The following is an 18,005-nucleotide window of genomic DNA, read 5'->3' as shown; positions in this document are numbered from 1 at the left end:
GGCGCGGTGCCTTGCGGGTGCGCATTTTGCCGTTTCTGGATCAGGACACGTACGACTGCCTGTTATGGGCGTGTGGCCTTAATTTTGTGCGGGGCGAAGATTCCTGCGTGCGGGCCCAGTGGGCTGCGCATCCATTGGTTTGGCAGGCCTATCCGCAGGCCGGGGCGGCGCACTGGGTCAAGCTGGATGCGCTGCTGGCGCGTTACACGGCGGGGCTGGACGCTGCGGCGGCGCGGGCGGTGGCGGATATGTGGCAGCATTGGAACGGCCAGCCCGGTACGCCGGGTATGGCGCAATGCTGGGCAGCGTGGCGGGCGCAGCAGGGCCCGATCGAGCACCATGCACACGGCTGGCCCGGGCGGCTCGCCGCAGCCGGACGCTTGACCGACACCCTGGTTGACTTTGTGGAAAATAAGTTAAGATAGCGAGTTTTCTAAAATTTAACAGCTACCGCAGCAGACACATCCATGAAAATCGCACAGGAACTCCGCGCCGGCAACGTCGTGATGATCGGCAAAGACCCGATGGTGGTGCAAAAGGCCGAATTCTCGAAATCGGGCCGCAACGCCTCCGTCGTCAAAATGAAACTGAAGAACCTCCTCAACGGTTCCGGCATGGAAAGCGTCTACCGCGCCGACGACAAGTTCGAAACCGTCAACCTCGACCGCAAGGAATGCACCTATTCCTACTTCGCCGACCCGCTGTATGTGTTCATGGACGGCGAGTACAACCAGTACGAAGTCGAAGGCGAGAACCTCGGCGATGCGCTGAACTATCTCGACGACGGCATGCCGGTCGAAGTGGTGTTCTACGATGGCAAAGCGATCTCGGTCGAGATGCCCACCACCGTCATCCGCGAGGTCGAATACACCGAGCCCGCCGTGCGCGGCGACACCTCGGGCAAGGTGATGAAGCCGGCACGCATCAAGCCCACCGGGTTCGAACTGCCGGTGGCCGCCTTCGTCGAGATCGGCGACATGATCGAGATCGACACCCGCACCAACGAGTTCAAGCGCCGCGCCAACTGAGTTCCGGTACTTGTCCATGAAAAAGGCAGCTTCGGCTGCCTTTTGTTTTTTGCTGTCCGCCCCCGGCGTTAAAATAGCGGGCTGTTTCCGCGTGCCCGCCCCATGACCGATCCGCGTTTCATCCATCTTCGTCTGCATACCGAGTATTCCGTCACCGATGGCCTGGTGCGGATCGGCGAGGCGGTGGGACGGGCGCGCGAAACGGCCATGCCGGCACTCGGGGTGAGCGATCTTTCCAACACCTTCGGCTGGGTGAAGTTCTATCGCGCCGCGCGCGGCGCCGGCATCAAGCCGGTATTCGGCTGCGACGTATGGGTGACCAATGCTGCGGACAGGAACCGACCCTCACGCCTGTTGCTGCTGGTGCAGCACCGCGCGGGCTATCGCCGCCTGTGCGAACTGCTGGCCCGCGCCTATCAGGAAAACCTCCACCGCGGCCGCGCCGAAATCGACCCGGCCTGGCTGGCCGAGGACGCCGACGGCCTGCTGGCGCTGTCGGGCGGCGACGCCGGCAACGTCGCACAGGCTATCCTCGACGACAAGCCCGCTGTCGCGCGCGCTGCCGCCGAAGCCTGGGCCGCGCTGTTCCCGGGACGCTATTACCTTGAGCTGCAGCGCTTCGGCCAGCCGCATACCGAACGCCTGATCGATGGCCTGCTCGACCTCGGCGCGGCGCTGAACCTGCCGGCAGTCGCCACCCATCCGATCCAGTTCATCGCGCCGGACGATTTCAAGGCGCACGAGGCGCGTGTCTGTATCGCCGAAGGCATGATGCTGGGCGATCCGCGGCGCCCGCGGCCGTTCACCACCGAGCAGTATTTCAAGACGCCGGACGAAATGGCGGAGTTGTTCGCCGACCTGCCCGAAGCCTTGCAGAACAGCGTGGAAATCGCCAAGCGCTGCAACCTTACGCTGGAACTCGGCAAGAGCCGGCTGCCCGATTTTCCGACCCCCGGCGGCATGAGTCTCGACGACTACATGCGGCAGCGCGCTTTCGAAGGCCTGCACGAACGCATGGCCCAGCTTTATCCCGATGAAGCCCAGCGCGCCGCAAGACTGCCGGAATACACCAAACGGCTCGAATTCGAACTCGGCACGATCATCCAGATGGGTTTCCCCGGCTACTTCCTGATCGTTGCCGACTTCATCAACTGGGCCAAGAACAACAACGTGCCGGTGGGGCCGGGGCGCGGCTCCGGCGCGGGTTCGCTGGTCGCCTACAGCCTGCGCATCACCGACCTCGACCCGCTGGCCTACGACCTGCTGTTCGAGCGTTTCCTCAACCCCGAGCGGGTGTCGATGCCCGACTTCGATATCGACTTCTGCCAGGATGGGCGCGACCGCGTGATCCAGTACGTGAAGGACAAGTACGGCCACGCGGCGGTGTCGCAGATCGCCACCTTCGGCACCATGGCGGCCAAGGCGGTGCTGCGCGACGTCGGCCGCGTGCTCGACCTGCCGTATCTGTTCGTCGACAAGTTCGTCAAGCTGGTGCCCAACGAGCTGGGCATCAGCCTTGCCGAGGCGCGCGAGAAGGAACCGCAGATCGACGAACGCGCACGTAACGAGGAGGAGCTCGCCGAACTGCTGCCGCTGGCGGAAAAGCTCGAAGGCATCACCCGCAACGTCGGCATGCACGCCGGCGGGGTGCTGATCGCGCCGGGGAAGCTGACCGATTTCTGCCCGCTGTACCAGGCCGAAGGCTCGGACGCGGCGGTGTCGCAGTTCGACAAGGACGACGTCGAGGCGATCGGGCTGGTCAAGTTCGACTTTCTCGGCCTGCGCACGCTGACGATCCTGGCGGAGGCGGTGCGCTTCGTGCAGCGTCACGAGGACCGCAAAAATTTCCGCCTGGAGGATTTGCCGCTCGACGATCCGGCGGTATACAAGCTGTTTGCCGCCGGCAACACCACTGCGGTGTTCCAGTCCGAATCGCGTTCGGCCAAGGATCTGGAAAAGAAGCTGAAAGGCGACTGCTTCGAGGACATCATCGCGCTGATGGCGCTGAACCGGCCGGGCCCGCTCGGCTCCGGCATGGTGGACGACTTCATCGCGCGCAAGCAGGGCAAGCAGAAGCCGGAGTATTTCCACCCCGACCTCGAGCCGGTGCTGAAATCGACCTACGGCATCATCGTCTACCAGGAACAGGTGATGCTGGTGGCGCAGATCCTGGCGGGCTACAGCCTCGGTGCCGCCGACATGCTGCGGCGCGCCATGGGCAAGAAAAAACCCGAGGAAATGGCCCAGCAGCGCACGATCTTCCTCGAAGGCGCGGCCAAACGCGGGGCCGACACCAAGGTCGCCGAACGCCTGTTCGACCTGATGGAGAAATTCGCCGAATACGGCTTCAACAAGTCGCACTCGGCGGCCTACGCGCTGGTGGCGTACCACACCGCCTGGCTCAAGGCCTACTACCCGGCCGAATTCATGGCGGCGACGATGTCGTCGGAAATGTCCGACACCGACAAGGTGCGCGTGTTCTACGAGGACTGCCGTGCCAACGGGCTGACCATGCTGCCGCCCGACATCAACCTGTCGGTCTATCGTTTCGAGCCGGTCAGCAAAACCGAGATCCGTTACGGCCTGGGTGCGATCAAGGGCAGCGGCGAAGCGGCGATCGGCGCCATCGTCGCCGAGCGCGAGGCCAACGGCCCGTACAAGGGGCTGTTCGACCTGACACGGCGCGTCGACAAGCGCTACCTTAACCGCCGTGTACTCGAAGCGCTGGTGAAGGCGGGCGCATTCGACGCGCTCAACGACCATCGCGCAAGCCTGATGGCGTCGGTCGGCGCTGCGCTGGAAACCGCCGACCGCGCGGCGCGCAGCGGCGGCCAGGTGGGCCTGTTCGGCGAAGCGCTGGATGGCGGCGGCGAGGAACTGGTCGAGGTTCCGGTGTGGCCGGAGCAGGAGAAACTGCTGCAGGAAAAGTCCGCGCTCGGTTACTTCTTCAGCGGCCACCCCTTCACCTCCTACCTCGCCGAGGTGTCCAGCTTCGCCAAAAGGCAGCTCGATAGCCTGGAGCCCTCGCGCGATCCGGTGATGCTGGCCGGCATCGTGGTGTCGCTGCGCACCCAGATGACGCGCCGCGGCAAGATGCTGATCCTGCTGCTGGACGACGCCACCGCGCAGGTCGAGGTGGTGATCTTCAACGAGCTTTACGAGCAAAATCGCCATCTGCTGAAGGACGACACCCTGCTGGTCATCGAGGGCAAGGTCAACCGCGACGACTACTCGGGTGGCGTGCGGGTGACGGCAGAGCGGATCTACGACCTCGCCGGCGCGCGCACCCGCTTTGCCCAGGGCCTGCGGCTGACGTGCAACGGGCAGTCAGGCGGCCGCAAACTGGCTGAATTGCTCGCACCCTACAAGGCGCAGGAGGGGGGGTGTCCGGTATGGGTCGATTATTGCAATCCTGGCGCGTGTTGCCGTGTGCGCCTGGGTGAGGAGTGGCGGGTGCGCCTGGACGACCGGCTGCTCGAGTCGCTGGGAGGCTGGCTGAAGCCCGAAGCCGTGAACGTGATTTACTGAATGCCGGGCGACGCGGGAATCCCGGCTGAAGTTTTTTCAAAAAGGTGTTGACATGAAATCAATTATATTAGATTATTCTAATAACGCTGAGGTCGCTGCAATAGCACTCGGTGTTGTCTCCTCCAATCCTCCTCCTTTGGTGGATATTCAGCCCGGCTCCTGAGCCGGGCATTTTTTTGCCTGCTGCCTGGGCGAGGGCGAGGCGGCATCCCGGCGCCGGGCTAATCGACCCGTTTCTCGAACCCGCTGAACCGGCCGCACGTTTCGCTGAGCTCGATGCGCTCCACCCGCGCCAACGGCGGTCCGCTGCGTGCCCATTGAATCAGCGCGTCGACCGCTGCTGCGCTGCCCTGAACCACCGCTTCGACCGATCCATCGGGCGCGTTGCGCACCCAGCCGGCCACATTCAGCCGTTCAGCTTCGCGCCGCATCGACTCGCGATACCACACGCCCTGCACGCGGCCATGGATGCGCAGGCGCTGTGTTTTCACGCCGGTGTCACTTCACCTTCATGCCCGGCTGCGCGCCGCTGTCGGGCGACAGGATGAACAGCCCCGGCGCGTCGCCGGAAGCTGCCAGCACCATGCCTTCGCTCATGCCGAACTTCATCTTGCGCGGCGCGAGGTTGGCGACCATCACGGTGAGCCGACCCACCAGCGCTTCCGGCGCATAGGCCGACTTGATGCCGGCGAACACCTGGCGGGTGCCGAGTTCGCCGAGATCGAGCGTCAGCCGCAGCAGCTTGTCGGCGCCTTCGACGTGGGAGGCCTCGGCGATGCGCGCGATGCGCAGGTCGATCTTGGCGAAGTCGTCGATGTTGATGGTTTCAGATACTGGCGCGGTGGCCACCGGCTGCGTGGCGTGCGCCTGGGCTTCGGCGTGGCGCACCGGCGCGGGGGCCGGCGTGGGTTCGAGATTCTGTTTGTTGGCGTCTACCATGGCGGCTATCGTGGCGGGGTCGATGCGGGTCATCAGGTGGCTGTATGCGTTGATGCGGCGGCGGATGAACAGGCTCTGGGAATCGTCCCAGGCCAGCGGCGGAATGTCGAGGAAGGCCTCGACCTGCTCGGCGAGTTTCGGCAGCACCGGCTTCAGGTACAGGGTCAGCAGGCGGAAGCAGTTGAGCGCGACGGTGCAGACCTCGTGCAGGCGATAGACGGCTTCGGGTTTTTTTGCCAGTTCCCAGGGTTTTTCGTCGGCCACGTACTGGTTGGCGCGGTCGGCGAGCGCCATGATCTCGCGCAGGGCCTTGGCGTAATCGCGCGCTTCGTAATGCGCGGCGATTGAATCGGCCGCAGCCTGGAATGCGCCGATGAGCTCGATATTTTCCACGCCGTCGGCGAGCTGGCCGTTGAAGTTCTTGTGGATGAAGCCGGCGGTGCGGCTGGCGATGTTGATGAACTTGCCGACCAGGTCCGAATTCACCCGCGCGACGAAATCGTCGAGGTTGAGGTCGATGTCCTCCATACTGCCGTTGAGCTTGGCCGCATAGTAGTAGCGCAGCCACTCGGGATTGAGCTTCTGTGCCAGATAGCTTTCCGCGGTGATGAAAGTGCCGCGCGACTTCGACATTTTCTGTCCGTTCACCGTCAAAAAGCCGTGCGCATAAATCGCCGTCGGCAGGCGGTGGCCGGAGTATTTCAGCATCGCCGGCCAGAACAGGGCGTGGAAATAGAGGATGTCCTTGCCGATGAAGTGCACCAGTTCGGTCTTGGAATCGGCGTCCCACCAGGCGTTGAAGTCGAGGCCGTGATCCGCAGCGTATTTGGCGAAGCTCGCCATGTAGCCCACCGGGGCATCCAGCCACACGTAGAAATATTTGCCGGGTGCGCCGGGGATCTCGAAACCGAAGTAGGGTGCGTCGCGGCTGATGTCCCAGTTGTTGAGGCCGGAGGCGAACCACTCCTGCATCTTGTTGGCGGCTTCTTCCTGCAGGCTGCCCGAGGTCGTCCATTCGCGCAGGAAGGCCTCGCACGCGCCGAGCTTGAAGAAGTGATGCTCGGAATCCTTGTGCACCGGCGTCGCACCCGACACCGCCGATACCGGGTTCTTCAGTTCGGTCGGGCTGTAGGTGGCGCCGCATGCTTCGCAGTTGTCGCCGTACTGGTCGGCCGCGCCGCACTTGGGGCATTCGCCCTTGATGAAGCGGTCCGGCAGGAACAGGTTCTTCACCGGGTCGAACAGCTGCGCAATCGTCTTGATTTCGATCAGACCGGCTTCCTTCAGGCGCAGGTAGATGGTTGAGGCCAGTTCGCGGTTCTCGTCGGAATGCGTCGAGTAGTAGTGGTCGAAGCCGATGTGGAAGCCGGCGAAGTCGCGCGTATGCTCGTCCCACACCCGGCCGATCAGCGTTTCCGGGGTGATGCCCTCCTTTTCCGCGCGCAGCATGATCGCGGTGCCGTGGGTATCGTCGGCGCACATGTAGCGGCAGTCATGGCCGCGCATCTTCTGGAAGCGCACCCAGATATCGGTCTGGATGTATTCGACCAGATGGCCGAGGTGGATGCTGCCGTTGGCGTAGGGCAGGGCGGAAGTAACGAGGATTTGGCGGGACATGGAAACAGCCGGGCGGATACCCAAGGGGCACAAGAATCCGCCATTTTAACGCCAGCAGGCCGTGGAGTCCTTCAGCGATACGCTAAAAACGCGAGCCGGGCTGTTTCAGAAACCCGGTTTCTTCATCCGTAGACGGCCGCCCCAGAATCGCATTGCGATGCGGGAAACGGCCGAAGCGCGCGACGACGTCGCGATGCCGGCGTGCGTAATCCAGGAAACCATCGAACAGTGCGCGCTCGTCGGCAGTCGCCTCGCGTGCCAGCTGTTCATACAGGGACACCGAGCGATCCTGCATTTCAATCGACTCGGCGTGCTCCAGCGGCAGATAGAGAAACACCCGTTCGATCGGTGCCAGTTGCCGGTCTTCGCCCGCCGCCAGCGCATCCAGGCTCAAGGCCAGCGCCTGCGGATCGGTGGCGAATGCCTGTGGCTGATCGCGGTGGATGTGGTGCGGGAACTGGTCGAACACGATCAACAACGCCAGCCGTCCGCGCGGCGTGGCAGTCCAGTGGTCGAGCTTGCCTGCGGCTGCGGCAACGAGCGTGCCGGAAAAGCGCTCAATCACCGCCCGGTCGTTTTCCGGGGATTTTCCAAACCACAGCCTGCGCTGCCGCCCGGCCACCTCGGCCGCGCTGCCGGGCGGCCCGAACCAGAAAGCGAGCACGCTTTCGGAGGCGTCTGTCATGGCGGGCTTAGTGCGGCTCAGAACAGGTCGTCGGGCAGTTCGTTGTGCGCGCCGTCACAGAACGGCTTGTCTTTGCTGTGCTTGCAGTTGCACAGCCATACCGTCGTTTTTTCCTTGATGACGAACGGCATCGGCTCGATCCCGCTGCCTTCATGCGAACCGTCGCAAAACGGCTGCGTCATCGAACGGCCGCATGAACACCACCAGTATTCGCCAGGTTCGAGTTCGATTTCAGCGGGGTTGCGGTCATAGACAACGGGGTCGGACATGGCTTGTTCCTGTGCAAAAAGCGCCATTCTAGCGGTATTGGGCGCTTTGAAATCCGTACGGTTTTTGTGGCAATTGACGCTGGTGTGACGAGGCCGGATCGTGCACCGGGAAGTGCTGTCGGCTGTCATGAATGAGAATTCATGGTCGGGGTGAGAGGATTCGAACCTCCGACTCCTGCGTCCCGAACGCAGTACTCTACCAGGCTGAGCTACACCCCGAGGCAGATATGGCGGGTCCAGTGATGTGCTGAACCCCTTTGAAGAACTACCGGGAAATCCTGAAACAGCGCGGTTAAAAACTTCTCTCAACCGCGAAAGCCGCTAATTGTAGCAAAGCTGATTTGGATTTTGAATCAGGTAATGCAGAAATTGCATTATTTGCCATCTGAATTTCCCGCTGCGCGGCTTCGCGGGTGTATTGCAGGGCGCGCGTATCCTTGATTGCGGCGAGCACGCTCTGGAATTCGGTGAGGCCGCCGTGTTCGATGGCCTGGCGGATGCTGGCGGCCTGTTCCGGGGTGCCGTGCTTCATCGCGTACAGCAGTGGCAGGGTAGGTTTGCCTTCGGCCAGGTCGTCACCGATGTTCTTGCCGGTTTTGAGGAAGTCGCCGGAATAGTCCAGCAGGTCGTCGATCAGCTGGAATGCGGTGCCGAGGTGCATGCCGTAGTGTGCCAGCGCGTCCTTTTCCTCGTCGGTGCCGCCGCCGATGACGGCACCCAGCCGGCTCGCGGCCTCGAACAGCTTGGCGGTCTTGTAGCGGATGACGCGCAGATAGTTTTCTTCGTCGATGTCGGGGTCGTGGCAGTTGAGCAGCTGCAGCACTTCGCCCTCGGCGATGACGTTGGTGGCATCGGACAGGATGCGCATGACCTCCATGCTGTCGACCCCCACCATCATCTGGAAGGCGCGCGTATAGAGGAAGTCGCCGACCAGCACGCTGGCAGCGTTGCCGAACAGGGCGTTGGCGGTTTCACGGCCGCGCCGCAGTTCGGATTCGTCGACCACGTCGTCGTGCAGCAGGGTGGCGGTGTGAATGAACTCGACCACCGCGGCAAGCTCGTAATGGGCGCGCCCCGAATAATTGAAGCAGCCCGCGGATAGCAGCACCAGCGCCGGACGCAGCCGCTTGCCGCCGCTGTTGATGATGTATTCCGAGACCTGACGGATCAGCGCCACGTCGGAATGCAAGCTTTGGCGGATGACATGATCGACGGCGTGCATGTCGTCGGCCAGATAGGATTGCAGACTCTCCAGGGACACGGTAAGGGCTTGTATAGGGAAAAACCCGTGATGTTAGCAGTCCGGGCGTGGTTTTTCACCGCTTGCGGCCGGATAATCGTGTGGCGGCTGGATTAAATCGTTTGACTCGTTGTTTGTTCGCCGCTAGAATCTCGCGCTTTCCTGGGTTCGTATTGGTTGGAGACCCCCCATGTACGCAGTCATCAAAACCGGCGGCAAGCAATATCGCGTGAGCGCCGGCGACAAACTTAAAATTGAAAAGCTCGAAGCCGAGATCGGCAGCGAAATCACCTTTGATCAGGTGCTGATGGTGGGCGATGGTGCCGACATCAAAATGGGCGCTCCCATGCTGCGTGGGGCAACGGTCACAGCCACCGTGCTGAACCAGGCTCGTGGCGACAAGATCAAGATTTTCAAGATGCGCCGCCGCAAGCATTATCGCAAGAGCCAGGGCCATCGTCAGTACTTCACCGAAGTACAAATCGGCGGCATCACCGCATAAGGAGCACATAACATGGCACACAAGAAAGCAGGCGGCAGTTCGCGTAACGGTCGCGATTCGGAGTCGAAACGTCTTGGCGTGAAGCGCTACGGCGGCGAGCTGGTTCTGGCGGGCAACATCATCGTGCGTCAGCGCGGCACCCAGTTCCATCCTGGAGACAACGTCGGCATCGGCAAGGACCACACCCTGTTCGCCAAGGCGGACGGCACGGTCAAGTTCGAGATCAAGGGCGCTGCCCGCCGCCGTGTGGTTCGTATCGAGCCGGTTGCGGCTTGAATTGATTTGAGCTGAGTCCGACTCGGCCGCCAAAAAGCCCTGTCCGCCGGATGGGGCTTTTTTGTTTCTGGAAAAACCGATATGAAATTCATCGACGAAGCGAAAATTCAGGTGCTGGCCGGCAAGGGTGGCGACGGCAGTGCATCGTTTCGCCGTGAAAAATACATTCCCAAGGGTGGTCCAGACGGCGGCGACGGCGGCCGTGGCGGCAGCGTGTACGCGGTGGCGGACTGCAATATCAACACCCTGGTCGAGTTTCGCTTCAAGCGCACTTTCAAGGCGCAAAATGGCGAAGGCGGGCGCGGCGCGCAATGCTACGGCAAGGGCGGCGAAGATTTGACCATCCGCGTGCCGGTCGGGACGGTGTTCACCGACATCAACAGCGGCGAAGTCGTGGCCGATCTGGCTGAGAACGGGCAAAAGGTCTGCCTGGCAAAAGGCGGCAAGGGCGGTCTGGGCAACCTGCATTTCAAGTCGAGCGTCAACCGCGCGCCGCGCCAGCACACCTTGGGCGAGCCTGGCGAGGAATGGGAGCTGGCGCTTGAGTTGAAGGTGCTGGCCGACGTCGGCCTCCTGGGCATGCCCAACGCGGGCAAATCGACCTTCATCCGCGCGGTGTCGGCGGCACGTCCCAAGGTGGCCGATTACCCGTTCACCACGCTGGCGCCCAATCTGGGCGTGGTGCGGGTGGACAGCGAACGCAGCTTCGTCATCGCCGACATTCCCGGGCTGATCGAGGGCGCGGCGGAAGGCGCCGGCCTGGGCCACCAGTTCCTGCGGCATCTGCAACGCACGCGGCTGCTGCTGCATCTGGTCGACATTTCGCCGCGCTGGGAGGCCGGCGACCCGGTGCACGAGGCGCGTGCCATCGTCGAGGAACTGCGCAAGTACGATCAGCAGCTCTACGACAAGCCGCGCTGGCTGGTGCTGAACAAGCTCGACATGGTGGATGAGGCCGAACGCGAGGCCGTGGTGGCGAAGTTCGTGGCGGACTACGGCTGGCAGGGGCCGGTGTTCGCGATTTCAGCGTTGGATGGCACCGGTTGCAGCGCGCTGAGCTATGCGATTATGGATTATCTGGGCACGCAGTCGAGGCCGCTCGAGGATGAGCCTGCGGCTGGCGCGTCGGCCGCGGACCTGCCCGCCGCCGATTAAACTGCCGGGGATTCGGCGGAGGACGGCGCGTCGCCGCCGACCCGTTTCCAGTCGTTTTCGACCAGCGCAACCTGATACTTGGCCCAGCGGGCGAATTCTGCCGGGCTGCAATGGCCTTTCTTGCGGCGGCAGGTGCCGGCGATTCCCCTGAAGCGAACCACCGCCTCGCCGGTCTCGCTGTCGGCGGCGATTTCGGCCAGCTGGCGCACGCCCCAGGTGCGGCCGTAGGCGCCGTTGCTGTAGAAATGCCCTATCTTGAGTTCGTCCAGACTCATGTCGTGATGCGTCGGTAAATATCGGTGACCTTGATGGGCAATTGTCGCACGTCATCGAGGATGATGTAACGCGCCGCGCCGTACATGTGGGGCAAGTAGTCGCGCGCATCGCGGTCGAGGGTGACGCAGAAGGGGTGAATGCCGGTGCGTGCCGCTTCCAGCAGCGCCATGCGCGTGTCCTCGATGCCGTACTGGCCGCGGTAGACATCGAAATAATCGTCCGGACGACCGTCCGACAGCGTCACCAGCACGCGGGTCCTGGCCTCGACCCGATTCAAGAGCTTGGTCATGTGGCGCAGCGCGAAGCCCATGCGGGTATATTCCTGTGGACGGATGCCAGAGATGCGCGCCTTCACCTCGTCGCCGTAGGCTTCGTCGAAGGTCTTGATGCGGAACAGCTCGCAGCGCTTGCGCGTGGTGCCGGAAAAGCCATAGATCGCGTAGCGGTCGCCCAGGAGTTGCAGCGCCTCGCACAGCAGGATCAGCGCCTCGCGCTCGGCTTCGTTGATCCAGCCCTTGGTGGAGCCGCTCATGTCGACCAGGAAGGCCACCGCGATGTTGCGTTCGGCGCGGTGCAGGCGCACGAACAGGCGGTCGCTCATTTCGCGGCCGTCCTGCGCATCGGCGAGCGCCTCGATCAGCGCGTCGAGATCGATTTCGTCGCCCTGGATCTGCCGCTTCTCGATCCGGTTTTCGTCGCGCAGCGCCTCGAATTTCCTGCGCAGGTGCTTGACCACGCCGGCGTGCTTGACGAGCGTGTCGTGATGGAAGCTGTCGTGCGCCGGGGTGACGGTTTTTTCCCGCATCACGCACCAGTTCTTGCGGTAATGCTGGCGGCCGTGGTCCCACTCGGGATACAGCTCGGCGCCCTTTTCATGATAGGTGCCATGCCATACGGCATCGGGATCCTCGGGCTGGTCGAACACGCGCTCCGGGTCGTATTCGCCGTCGCCCGCCGGAATGAGATATTCCGGCGGGATCCCGCCGAAGTCGAGATAGACCGAGGTGAGCAGCTGTCTGACGTCGTCGGGCGGCGCCAGCGGCGCGCCGTCGAGGGTGATCTCGACGTCGAGCCGGCCGTTTTCGTCGTGCGGCTCGGCATTCAGTGCAGGCAGCGTTGCGGGCGCTGCCTGCGGGTCGGATTGCGCAGCCTGGTGCTCTTCCAGCAGCTCGGCCAGCCTGATGCGCAGCCGCGCCTTCTCCTTGTCCAGCCGGGCGGCGCGGGCGGCGGCAATCGCCTCCGGACGCAGGCTGCCCTGGTCGCTCCATTGCGGGCATTCGGCTTCGGCGTAGGCGGCGCCGAGCAGGGCCAGGCTGTCGTCCAGCGTGGCATGGTCGGCGGCGAGCGCGGTTTCGAAACGCTGCCAGCCGGGCGACAGTTCAGGGTCGAGCTGCGCGCGCAGACGCTGCATCTGGCGGTGCAGGCCGGGCAGCTCACGCGCGATGCGCGCGGTGAGCCGCAGCGTTTCCAGTGCGTAAAGGCGGGCGAGCGCGCGTTCCGGGTCGGCATAGTGGGCCGCGACGCCTGCATGGTCGATGCGCAGGGTACCGAAGCGGGTTTGCGCCCACAGCAGTGCGACGGTGGCCTTGGCGAGCTGGAAGTTATCGTCCGGATCCGGCAGTGCGGCGATCAATGGCGGCAGCACGATGCGCTCGCCGTCGGTCCAGGCGGCATCGCCTTCCTCGATGCGCAGCCGCCGGCCGGAGAGGCCGCAGACGAAATTGCCGAGCACCGGCGCGATTTCGTCGAACAATGCGCCGGCCGCATCGTTCCGGTGCTGCGCCGCATCGAAGCTGTCGACTTGCTCCATCACCCTGAGCGCGGTCTGCAGGCCGGTACGGTCGTAGACGTCGCAGGCATGCACCGCCCAGGCCTCCAGCAGGCGTCGCTCCATGCGCGGCAGCAGCGCCGGTGCACGGCGGCCGAACTGCCAGGCGAGCGTGATGTGGGTGGAGGCGATGCGGCGGATCCAGCCGAGGATGAAGTCCTGCTCGTCGCGCGCCAGCGGTTCGAGCTCGGCGGCGAGTTGCTCGACCTTGAAGTAGGTGAATTCGGTTTCCAGCCAGGTGTGGAGGCTGGACTCCATGTTTGCGGCGGAAAGCGGCGGCTGCGCCATGTCGGATGCCTGTTTTGGCTCAGAAAATCGACGAGGAGAGTTCCTGGATCGCTTTCAGCATGTCGGCGTCGTCGGTGACGGCCTGCGCGACCGCAGATTTGCATGCCGTCACCGGGCTGATGCCGTCGGCGATCAGCTTGCCGGCATGCACCAGCAGCCGCGTCGAGGCGCCTTCCTCCAGCCCGCTGCCTTTGAGGTTGCGCGTCATCTGCGCGAAGCGCACCAGATTGTCGGCGACGGCTTCGGTCACGCCGGATTCGGCGGCGACGATGCGGCGTTCGAGCGCGGCCGAAGGGTAGTCGAATTCCAGCGCGACAAAGCGCTGGCGGGTTGACTGCTTCAGATCCTTCAGCACGCTCTGGTAGCCGGGGTTGTAGGAAATAGCCAGGCAGAATTCCGGTGTCGCCTCGACGATCTGGCCGAGTTTTTCCATCGGCAGGGTGCGGCGATCGTCGGCCAGCGGATGGATCACCACCATGGTGTCCTTGCGCGCCTCGACGATTTCATCCAGATAGCAGATGCCGCCTGCGCGCACCGCGCGGGTGAGCGGGCCGTCGACCCACACGGTTTCGCCGCCCTTCACCAGATAGCGGCCGACCAGGTCGGAGGCGGTGAGATCGTCGTGGCACGATACCGTGATCAGCGGCCTTTTGAGCCGCCACGCCATGTGTTCCATGAAGCGCGTCTTGCCGCAGCCGGTGGGGCCTTTCAGCAAGACCGGGATCTGTTGCCGGTAGGCGGCTTCGAATAGCCGGATTTCATCGCCGACGGCTTCGTAGTAGGGCTCTTTTTCGATCAGGCGGTGGGCGGGGTCGAGGGCGCGGGCAGCCATGGCTGGGAGGGGCATTCTCAGAAACAGCCGGACTGCTGTTTTTTGTGCTCGAGGTCTTTGGCTTCCTGGTTCCACGCATCCATCTGCTTCTGCGTGTAGCCCTTGCGGCGCGCCTGGTCCATTTTGTCGAATATGCGTCCCAGCTTGTCGGTGATCGCATCGCACTGGCGCGCAGAGGCGCCCGTTGTCCGTTTGCCCGTCGTGCGCCGAGTGTCGAGATGGAGGCTGGCGGGTTCGTTGGAACGGGCATCGGGCGCGGCAGGTTTGGCAGTTTGCATCCGCTCCGGCTGCGCACGTAGCGGGTCAGGCAGCGGTACGGGATCGATTTCCACTGTACGGGCTTCCCGGGCATTGCGGCAGGGCAGGTTGGAATAGGTGACCTTGCCCTGCGCATCGATGCACTTGTTGAGCGTAGCGGCTTGCGTGCCGGTCGCCAGTGCCAGCGCGGCCATGCCGGTCAGCGCGATCAGGTGGCGCATCGGTTCAATGATCGCCCGAATACTTGTCGTCCTCGAGCGCCATCTTTTGCTGGAACTCGGCTTCTTTCTCCTGCTCGGCCAGGGCGCGGCGACGGGCGAGGCGCTTCTCGTAGGCGTCCGGCCGCTCCTCGACGAATTTTTCGCCGAACAGCGCGTGGCGCAGGAAGTTCAGGCCGAAATCGAGCAGGGCTTCGTCGTCGGCGATGAGCGCCGCCATGATTTCGACCGGAATGTCGTAGGTGTCGTTGAAACTCGGGCTCATGACGAAGGCACGGAAGCGGTCGACGTCGTAGCTCGCCATGAAGAACAACTGGTTGGAAACCGGAGTCGGCTTGCCGATGGCGGGGCCGGCCGATTTGCGCTTGACCACCAGCTGGCGCCAGGCGTGCGCTTTCCGGTCGTACTCGTCAACACCCTGTGCGTGGCGGTATTCCTCGATGGTCTGGAGCTTGTCCTCGAAGTGGCCAAGGCAGTGGGCTTCCCTCACCAGCGCGTAGGCGCTGCGGTCGACGTACTCGTCAGAACGGCGCATGGTCAACAGCGCCACCGGGTAATAGCGGCAGGCGGTGGGGCGGTCTTCGTAGACGCCGCAGCCTTCGGGCGTCATGAACTGGCAGGCGGTGCCGCCCTCGACCGGGTTCAGCTTGATGCCGGGCATGCCGTCCTTGTCCATCTCGAACGGCACCGAGTACTGCTTGAGGAACTCGCCCGACGACATGTCCAGGCGCTTCTTCAGACGCAGCACGTCGTAGGGGGTCAAAGGAATGTCGATGTTGCTGCAGCAGGCATTCCAGCACTTGACGTCGCGATGGCAGCGGAATTGCAGCTTGGCGTCTTCCGCCAGCATGGTGGGTTTGACCGGGCTGCCCGCGAAAGGGGAATCTTCGATCAAGTCTTTAAATTCGGCTTCGTTCATGGTTCAACCTCGTGGAGCTTGGCTCCTCACTTCAAAATTGATCAACACACAGTCGGGAATGCGTAGGAGATGCGGCTCGCACGTCAGCGCATCGGAGTCCTTATAGATAGAGTACGCGTTTTCGGCTGGATGCTAAACCTTGTTGGCCTTGCAGTTTTGTCCGTTTGAAAAAAACCGGGCGCCGTGATGGCGCCCGGAGATTGCTGCCTACCTAATTTTTGCGAATTAGTGAGCAGCGGGCTTGAACAGCTTGGACTTGTCGACCAGATCCACGTGGGCACGCTTGAAGCAGTTCCACTGCTTGGAATTCTTGTCGTAGACCGAGTTCACGAAGCAGTGCCAGTTTTCCTCATCGACGAAGTTCTTGTCCATGCGGTAGTAGAAGCCGGGGTAACGGCTTTCTTCGCGGAACTGGATGTGCTTCATGTGGGCTTCGGCCGTCAGGATGCGGTGGTAGTTTTCCCACGCGCGCAGCAGCTCGTGCAGGTCCTTCGCACGCATCTTCTCGGCGTCTTCCTTCAGCATGCCGAGCTTGTCTTCGGCCACGGCCAGCATGTTGGCGTTGGTCTTGTAGTAGGTCGCGACGCCGGCAACATACTCGTCCATGATCTTCTGCAGACGGAACTGCAGCATCTTGGGCGTGATGTAGTTGGGGTTGACGTCGATCGCCGTGGTGTAGTCCTTGTGCTCGAGGAAGGTGCGCACCGGCTTGTAGATCTCTTCCACCAGTTGCTCGACGGGGGTGTCGAGTTCCGGCTTCCAATCCTTGTTGTCGATGCAGTACTTGACCATGGCCTTGGCGCACATGCGGCCTTCGGCGTGCGAGCCGGAGGAGAACTTGTGGCCGGAGGCGCCCACGCCGTCGCCGGCGGTGAACAGGCCCTTGACCGTGGTCATCGAGCGATAGCCCCAGTTCCAGCCCTTGGGCAGGTGAGCCGGGATCTTGCCGGCGTCGGCATGCGCTTCGTCGGTGGGAGCACCCACGTCTTCCGGACCGGACACCCAGATGCCGCAGCAGCCGGAGTGGGAACCCAGCAGGTAGGGCTCGGTCGGCATCAGTTCGGAGTTCTTCTTCTCCGGCTCGATGTTCTCGCCCACCCAGATGCCGCACTGGCCGACGCACATGTCGAGGAAGTCTTCCCAGGCTTCGGCCTCGAGGTGCTTCACTTCGCGCGGGGTCAGGGTTTCACGCAGCTTCGCCAGCGCGGTCACGGTGTCCATGTAGATGGGGCCGCGGCCTTCCTGCATTTCCTTCAGCATCAGGTGGTTGCGCAGACAGGACGCCGGCACCGCAGCCTGGCCGTAGGGGGGGTAGTCGTTCAGCAGTTCCTTGTTCTTCTGCATGTAGACTTCGCCGTAGGCGTTGACGGCCTGGGCCTTGAACAGCAGGAACCAGGCGCCGACCGGGCCGTAACCGTCCTTGAAGCGGGCGGGCACGAAGCGGTTTTCCATCATGGTCAGCTCGGCGCCGGCTTCGGCAGCCATGGCGTAGGTCGAGCCGGCGTTCCACACCGGGTACCAGGCACGGCCGGTACCTTCGCCGACGGAGCGCGGGCGGAAGATGTTCACGCAGCCACCGGCGGCCAACAGAATGGCCTTGGCCTTGTAGACGACGACCTTGTGGTCGCGGGTCGAGAAACCGACGGCACCGGCGATGCGGCTCGGGTCGTTCTTGTCATTGACCAGCTTGACGATGAAGATGCGCTCTTCGATGCGATCCATGCCGAGCGCTTTTTTGGTGGCTTCGGCAACGATCCATTTGTAGGACTCGCCGTTGATCATGATCTGCCATTTGCCTGAACGTACGGGCTTGCCGCCGTCCTTCAGCGCGGGCAGGCCCTGGGCACCGTCGTGGCGCTCGCCGTTTTCGTCAGTTTTCCAGATCGGCAGGCCCCATTCTTCGAACAGGTGCACCGAGTCATCGACGTTGCGGCCCAGGTCGTAGGCCAGGTCGTCGCGGGTGATACCCATCAGGTCGTTGGAGACCATGCGGGCGTAGTCGGCGGGATCCTGCTCGGAGCCGATGTAGGTGTTGATCGCGGACAGGCCCTGCGCCACGGCGCCGGAACGGTCCATCGCGGCCTTGTCGACCAGCTTGATCTTGAGGTCCATGCCCAGCTCCGCCTTGGCGGCGTCGGCCCAGCGCA

17 protein-coding genes and 1 tRNA gene are annotated in these 18,005 nt (G+C 63.2%); 6 read left to right on the top strand and 12 right to left on the bottom strand.

All coding sequences use genetic code 11. The features are described from left to right. The 3 genes from earP to dnaE all read left to right on the top strand — a co-directional run. On the top strand, positions 1-425 hold a 425-nt coding region (earP, locus tag BGO62_RS07380), incomplete at its 5' end, for an elongation factor P maturation arginine rhamnosyltransferase EarP (protein ID WP_296640807.1). Between the two features lie 42 nt (positions 426-467). Beyond that, complete coding sequence (efp, locus tag BGO62_RS07375) at positions 468-1,028, top strand: elongation factor P (RefSeq protein ID WP_296640805.1); 561 nt, start codon at positions 468-470, stop codon at positions 1,026-1,028. A 102-nt stretch (positions 1,029-1,130) separates the two neighbouring features. After that, positions 1,131-4,556 (top strand): DNA polymerase III subunit alpha, encoded by a 3,426-nt coding sequence (gene dnaE / locus BGO62_RS07370; protein WP_296640803.1) that lies wholly within the window; start codon positions 1,131-1,133, stop codon positions 4,554-4,556. Between the two features lie 221 nt (positions 4,557-4,777). On the opposite strand, the gene BGO62_RS07365 is transcribed toward dnaE, so the two are convergent. The 6 genes from BGO62_RS07365 to ispB form a co-directional block, all read right to left on the bottom strand. Continuing rightward, entirely contained in the window at positions 4,778-5,047 is a 270-nt protein-coding gene (locus BGO62_RS07365) for an acylphosphatase (RefSeq protein ID WP_296640802.1), read from the bottom strand. A 7-nt stretch (positions 5,048-5,054) separates the two neighbouring features. Then, complete coding sequence (metG, locus tag BGO62_RS07360) at positions 5,055-7,112, bottom strand: methionine--tRNA ligase (protein ID WP_296640800.1); 2,058 nt, start codon at positions 7,110-7,112, stop codon at positions 5,055-5,057. Positions 7,113-7,194: 82 nt separating this feature from the next. Further along, on the bottom strand, positions 7,195-7,797 hold the full coding sequence (locus tag BGO62_RS07355) for a DUF924 family protein (RefSeq protein WP_296640799.1): 603 nt from the start codon (positions 7,795-7,797) through the stop codon (positions 7,195-7,197). A 17-nt stretch (positions 7,798-7,814) separates the two neighbouring features. Then, positions 7,815-8,066, bottom strand: a complete 252-nt coding sequence (locus tag BGO62_RS07350) for a CDGSH iron-sulfur domain-containing protein (protein ID WP_296640797.1) — start codon at positions 8,064-8,066, stop codon at positions 7,815-7,817. Positions 8,067-8,208: 142 nt separating this feature from the next. Then, positions 8,209-8,285 (bottom strand) — tRNA-Pro (locus tag BGO62_RS07345). Positions 8,286-8,358: 73 nt separating this feature from the next. After that, positions 8,359-9,327 carry an octaprenyl diphosphate synthase gene (ispB, locus tag BGO62_RS07340; protein ID WP_296640796.1) on the bottom strand — a complete coding sequence of 323 codons (969 nt, stop codon included), beginning with the start codon at positions 9,325-9,327 and terminating at the stop codon, positions 8,359-8,361. A gap of 169 nt (positions 9,328-9,496) precedes the next feature. Between ispB and rplU the strand changes: the two genes are divergently transcribed. The 3 genes from rplU to cgtA all read left to right on the top strand — a co-directional run bounded on the left by rplU (position 9,497) and on the right by cgtA (position 11,239). Next, a complete protein-coding gene (gene rplU / locus BGO62_RS07335) occupies positions 9,497-9,808 on the top strand; it encodes a 50S ribosomal protein L21 (protein ID WP_018078920.1) in 312 nt (103 codons plus the stop codon). A gap of 12 nt (positions 9,809-9,820) precedes the next feature. Beyond that, entirely contained in the window at positions 9,821-10,084 is a 264-nt protein-coding gene (gene rpmA / locus BGO62_RS07330; protein WP_296640792.1) for a 50S ribosomal protein L27, read from the top strand. Positions 10,085-10,165: 81 nt separating this feature from the next. Next, positions 10,166-11,239 (top strand): Obg family GTPase CgtA, encoded by a 1,074-nt coding sequence (gene cgtA / locus BGO62_RS07325; protein WP_296640788.1) that lies wholly within the window; start codon positions 10,166-10,168, stop codon positions 11,237-11,239. On the opposite strand, the gene BGO62_RS07320 is transcribed toward cgtA, so the two are convergent. The 6 genes from BGO62_RS07320 to aprA all read right to left on the bottom strand — a co-directional run. Beyond that, a complete protein-coding gene (locus BGO62_RS07320; RefSeq protein WP_296640786.1) occupies positions 11,236-11,514 on the bottom strand; it encodes a hypothetical protein in 279 nt (92 codons plus the stop codon). The genes cgtA and BGO62_RS07320 overlap by 4 nt on opposite strands. Beyond that, on the bottom strand, positions 11,511-13,631 hold the full coding sequence (locus BGO62_RS07315) for a VWA domain-containing protein (RefSeq protein ID WP_296640783.1): 2,121 nt from the start codon (positions 13,629-13,631) through the stop codon (positions 11,511-11,513). Before BGO62_RS07315 ends, BGO62_RS07320 begins: the two co-directional genes overlap by 4 nt. A 19-nt stretch (positions 13,632-13,650) precedes the next feature. Then, positions 13,651-14,463, bottom strand: coding sequence for a CbbQ/NirQ/NorQ/GpvN family protein (locus BGO62_RS07310; RefSeq protein WP_296640781.1), 813 nt, complete (start codon positions 14,461-14,463; stop codon positions 13,651-13,653). Between the two features lie 17 nt (positions 14,464-14,480). Then, positions 14,481-14,942, bottom strand: coding sequence for a DUF4124 domain-containing protein (locus tag BGO62_RS07305; RefSeq protein ID WP_296640780.1), 462 nt, complete (start codon positions 14,940-14,942; stop codon positions 14,481-14,483). 4 nt (positions 14,943-14,946) lie between these two features. Beyond that, the gene (locus BGO62_RS07300) at positions 14,947-15,858 is read right to left on the bottom strand and encodes a YkgJ family cysteine cluster protein (protein ID WP_296640778.1); all 912 of its coding nucleotides are present in this window, start codon (positions 15,856-15,858) and stop codon (positions 14,947-14,949) included. Between the two features lie 225 nt (positions 15,859-16,083). Next, positions 16,084-18,005, bottom strand: a 1,922-nt coding sequence (aprA, locus tag BGO62_RS07295) for an adenylyl-sulfate reductase subunit alpha (RefSeq protein WP_296640776.1), incomplete at its 5' end; no start/stop codon positions are given.

Source organism: Thiobacillus sp. 65-1402, assembly GCF_001897685.1.
Lineage (GTDB): Bacteria > Pseudomonadota > Gammaproteobacteria > Burkholderiales > Thiobacillaceae > Thiobacillus.
The sequence above is the reverse complement of the archived record's forward strand: the minus strand, read 5'-3'. Positions and strand labels throughout refer to the sequence as shown.

What these genes read in the sequence shown, in the direction of transcription:
- cgtA (WP_296640788.1), top strand. Translation starts at nt 10,166, where the DNA reads ATGAAATTCATCGACGAAGCGAAAATTCAGGTGCTGGCCGGCAAGGGT.
- rpmA (WP_296640792.1), top strand. Translation starts at nt 9,821, where the DNA reads ATGGCACACAAGAAAGCAGGCGGCAGTTCGCGTAACGGTCGCGATTCG.
- dnaE (WP_296640803.1), top strand. Translation starts at nt 1,131, where the DNA reads ATGACCGATCCGCGTTTCATCCATCTTCGTCTGCATACCGAGTATTCC.
- BGO62_RS07300 (WP_296640778.1), bottom strand. Translation starts at nt 15,858, where the DNA reads ATGAACGAAGCCGAATTTAAAGACTTGATCGAAGATTCCCCTTTCGCG.
- metG (WP_296640800.1), bottom strand. Translation starts at nt 7,112, where the DNA reads ATGTCCCGCCAAATCCTCGTTACTTCCGCCCTGCCCTACGCCAACGGC.
- BGO62_RS07315 (WP_296640783.1), bottom strand. Translation starts at nt 13,631, where the DNA reads ATGGCGCAGCCGCCGCTTTCCGCCGCAAACATGGAGTCCAGCCTCCAC.
- BGO62_RS07350 (WP_296640797.1), bottom strand. Translation starts at nt 8,066, where the DNA reads ATGTCCGACCCCGTTGTCTATGACCGCAACCCCGCTGAAATCGAACTC.
- efp (WP_296640805.1), top strand. Translation starts at nt 468, where the DNA reads ATGAAAATCGCACAGGAACTCCGCGCCGGCAACGTCGTGATGATCGGC.
- BGO62_RS07305 (WP_296640780.1), bottom strand. Translation starts at nt 14,942, where the DNA reads ATGCGCCACCTGATCGCGCTGACCGGCATGGCCGCGCTGGCACTGGCG.
- BGO62_RS07355 (WP_296640799.1), bottom strand. Translation starts at nt 7,797, where the DNA reads ATGACAGACGCCTCCGAAAGCGTGCTCGCTTTCTGGTTCGGGCCGCCC.
- BGO62_RS07310 (WP_296640781.1), bottom strand. Translation starts at nt 14,463, where the DNA reads ATGGCTGCCCGCGCCCTCGACCCCGCCCACCGCCTGATCGAAAAAGAG.
- rplU (WP_018078920.1), top strand. Translation starts at nt 9,497, where the DNA reads ATGTACGCAGTCATCAAAACCGGCGGCAAGCAATATCGCGTGAGCGCC.
- BGO62_RS07320 (WP_296640786.1), bottom strand. Translation starts at nt 11,514, where the DNA reads ATGAGTCTGGACGAACTCAAGATAGGGCATTTCTACAGCAACGGCGCC.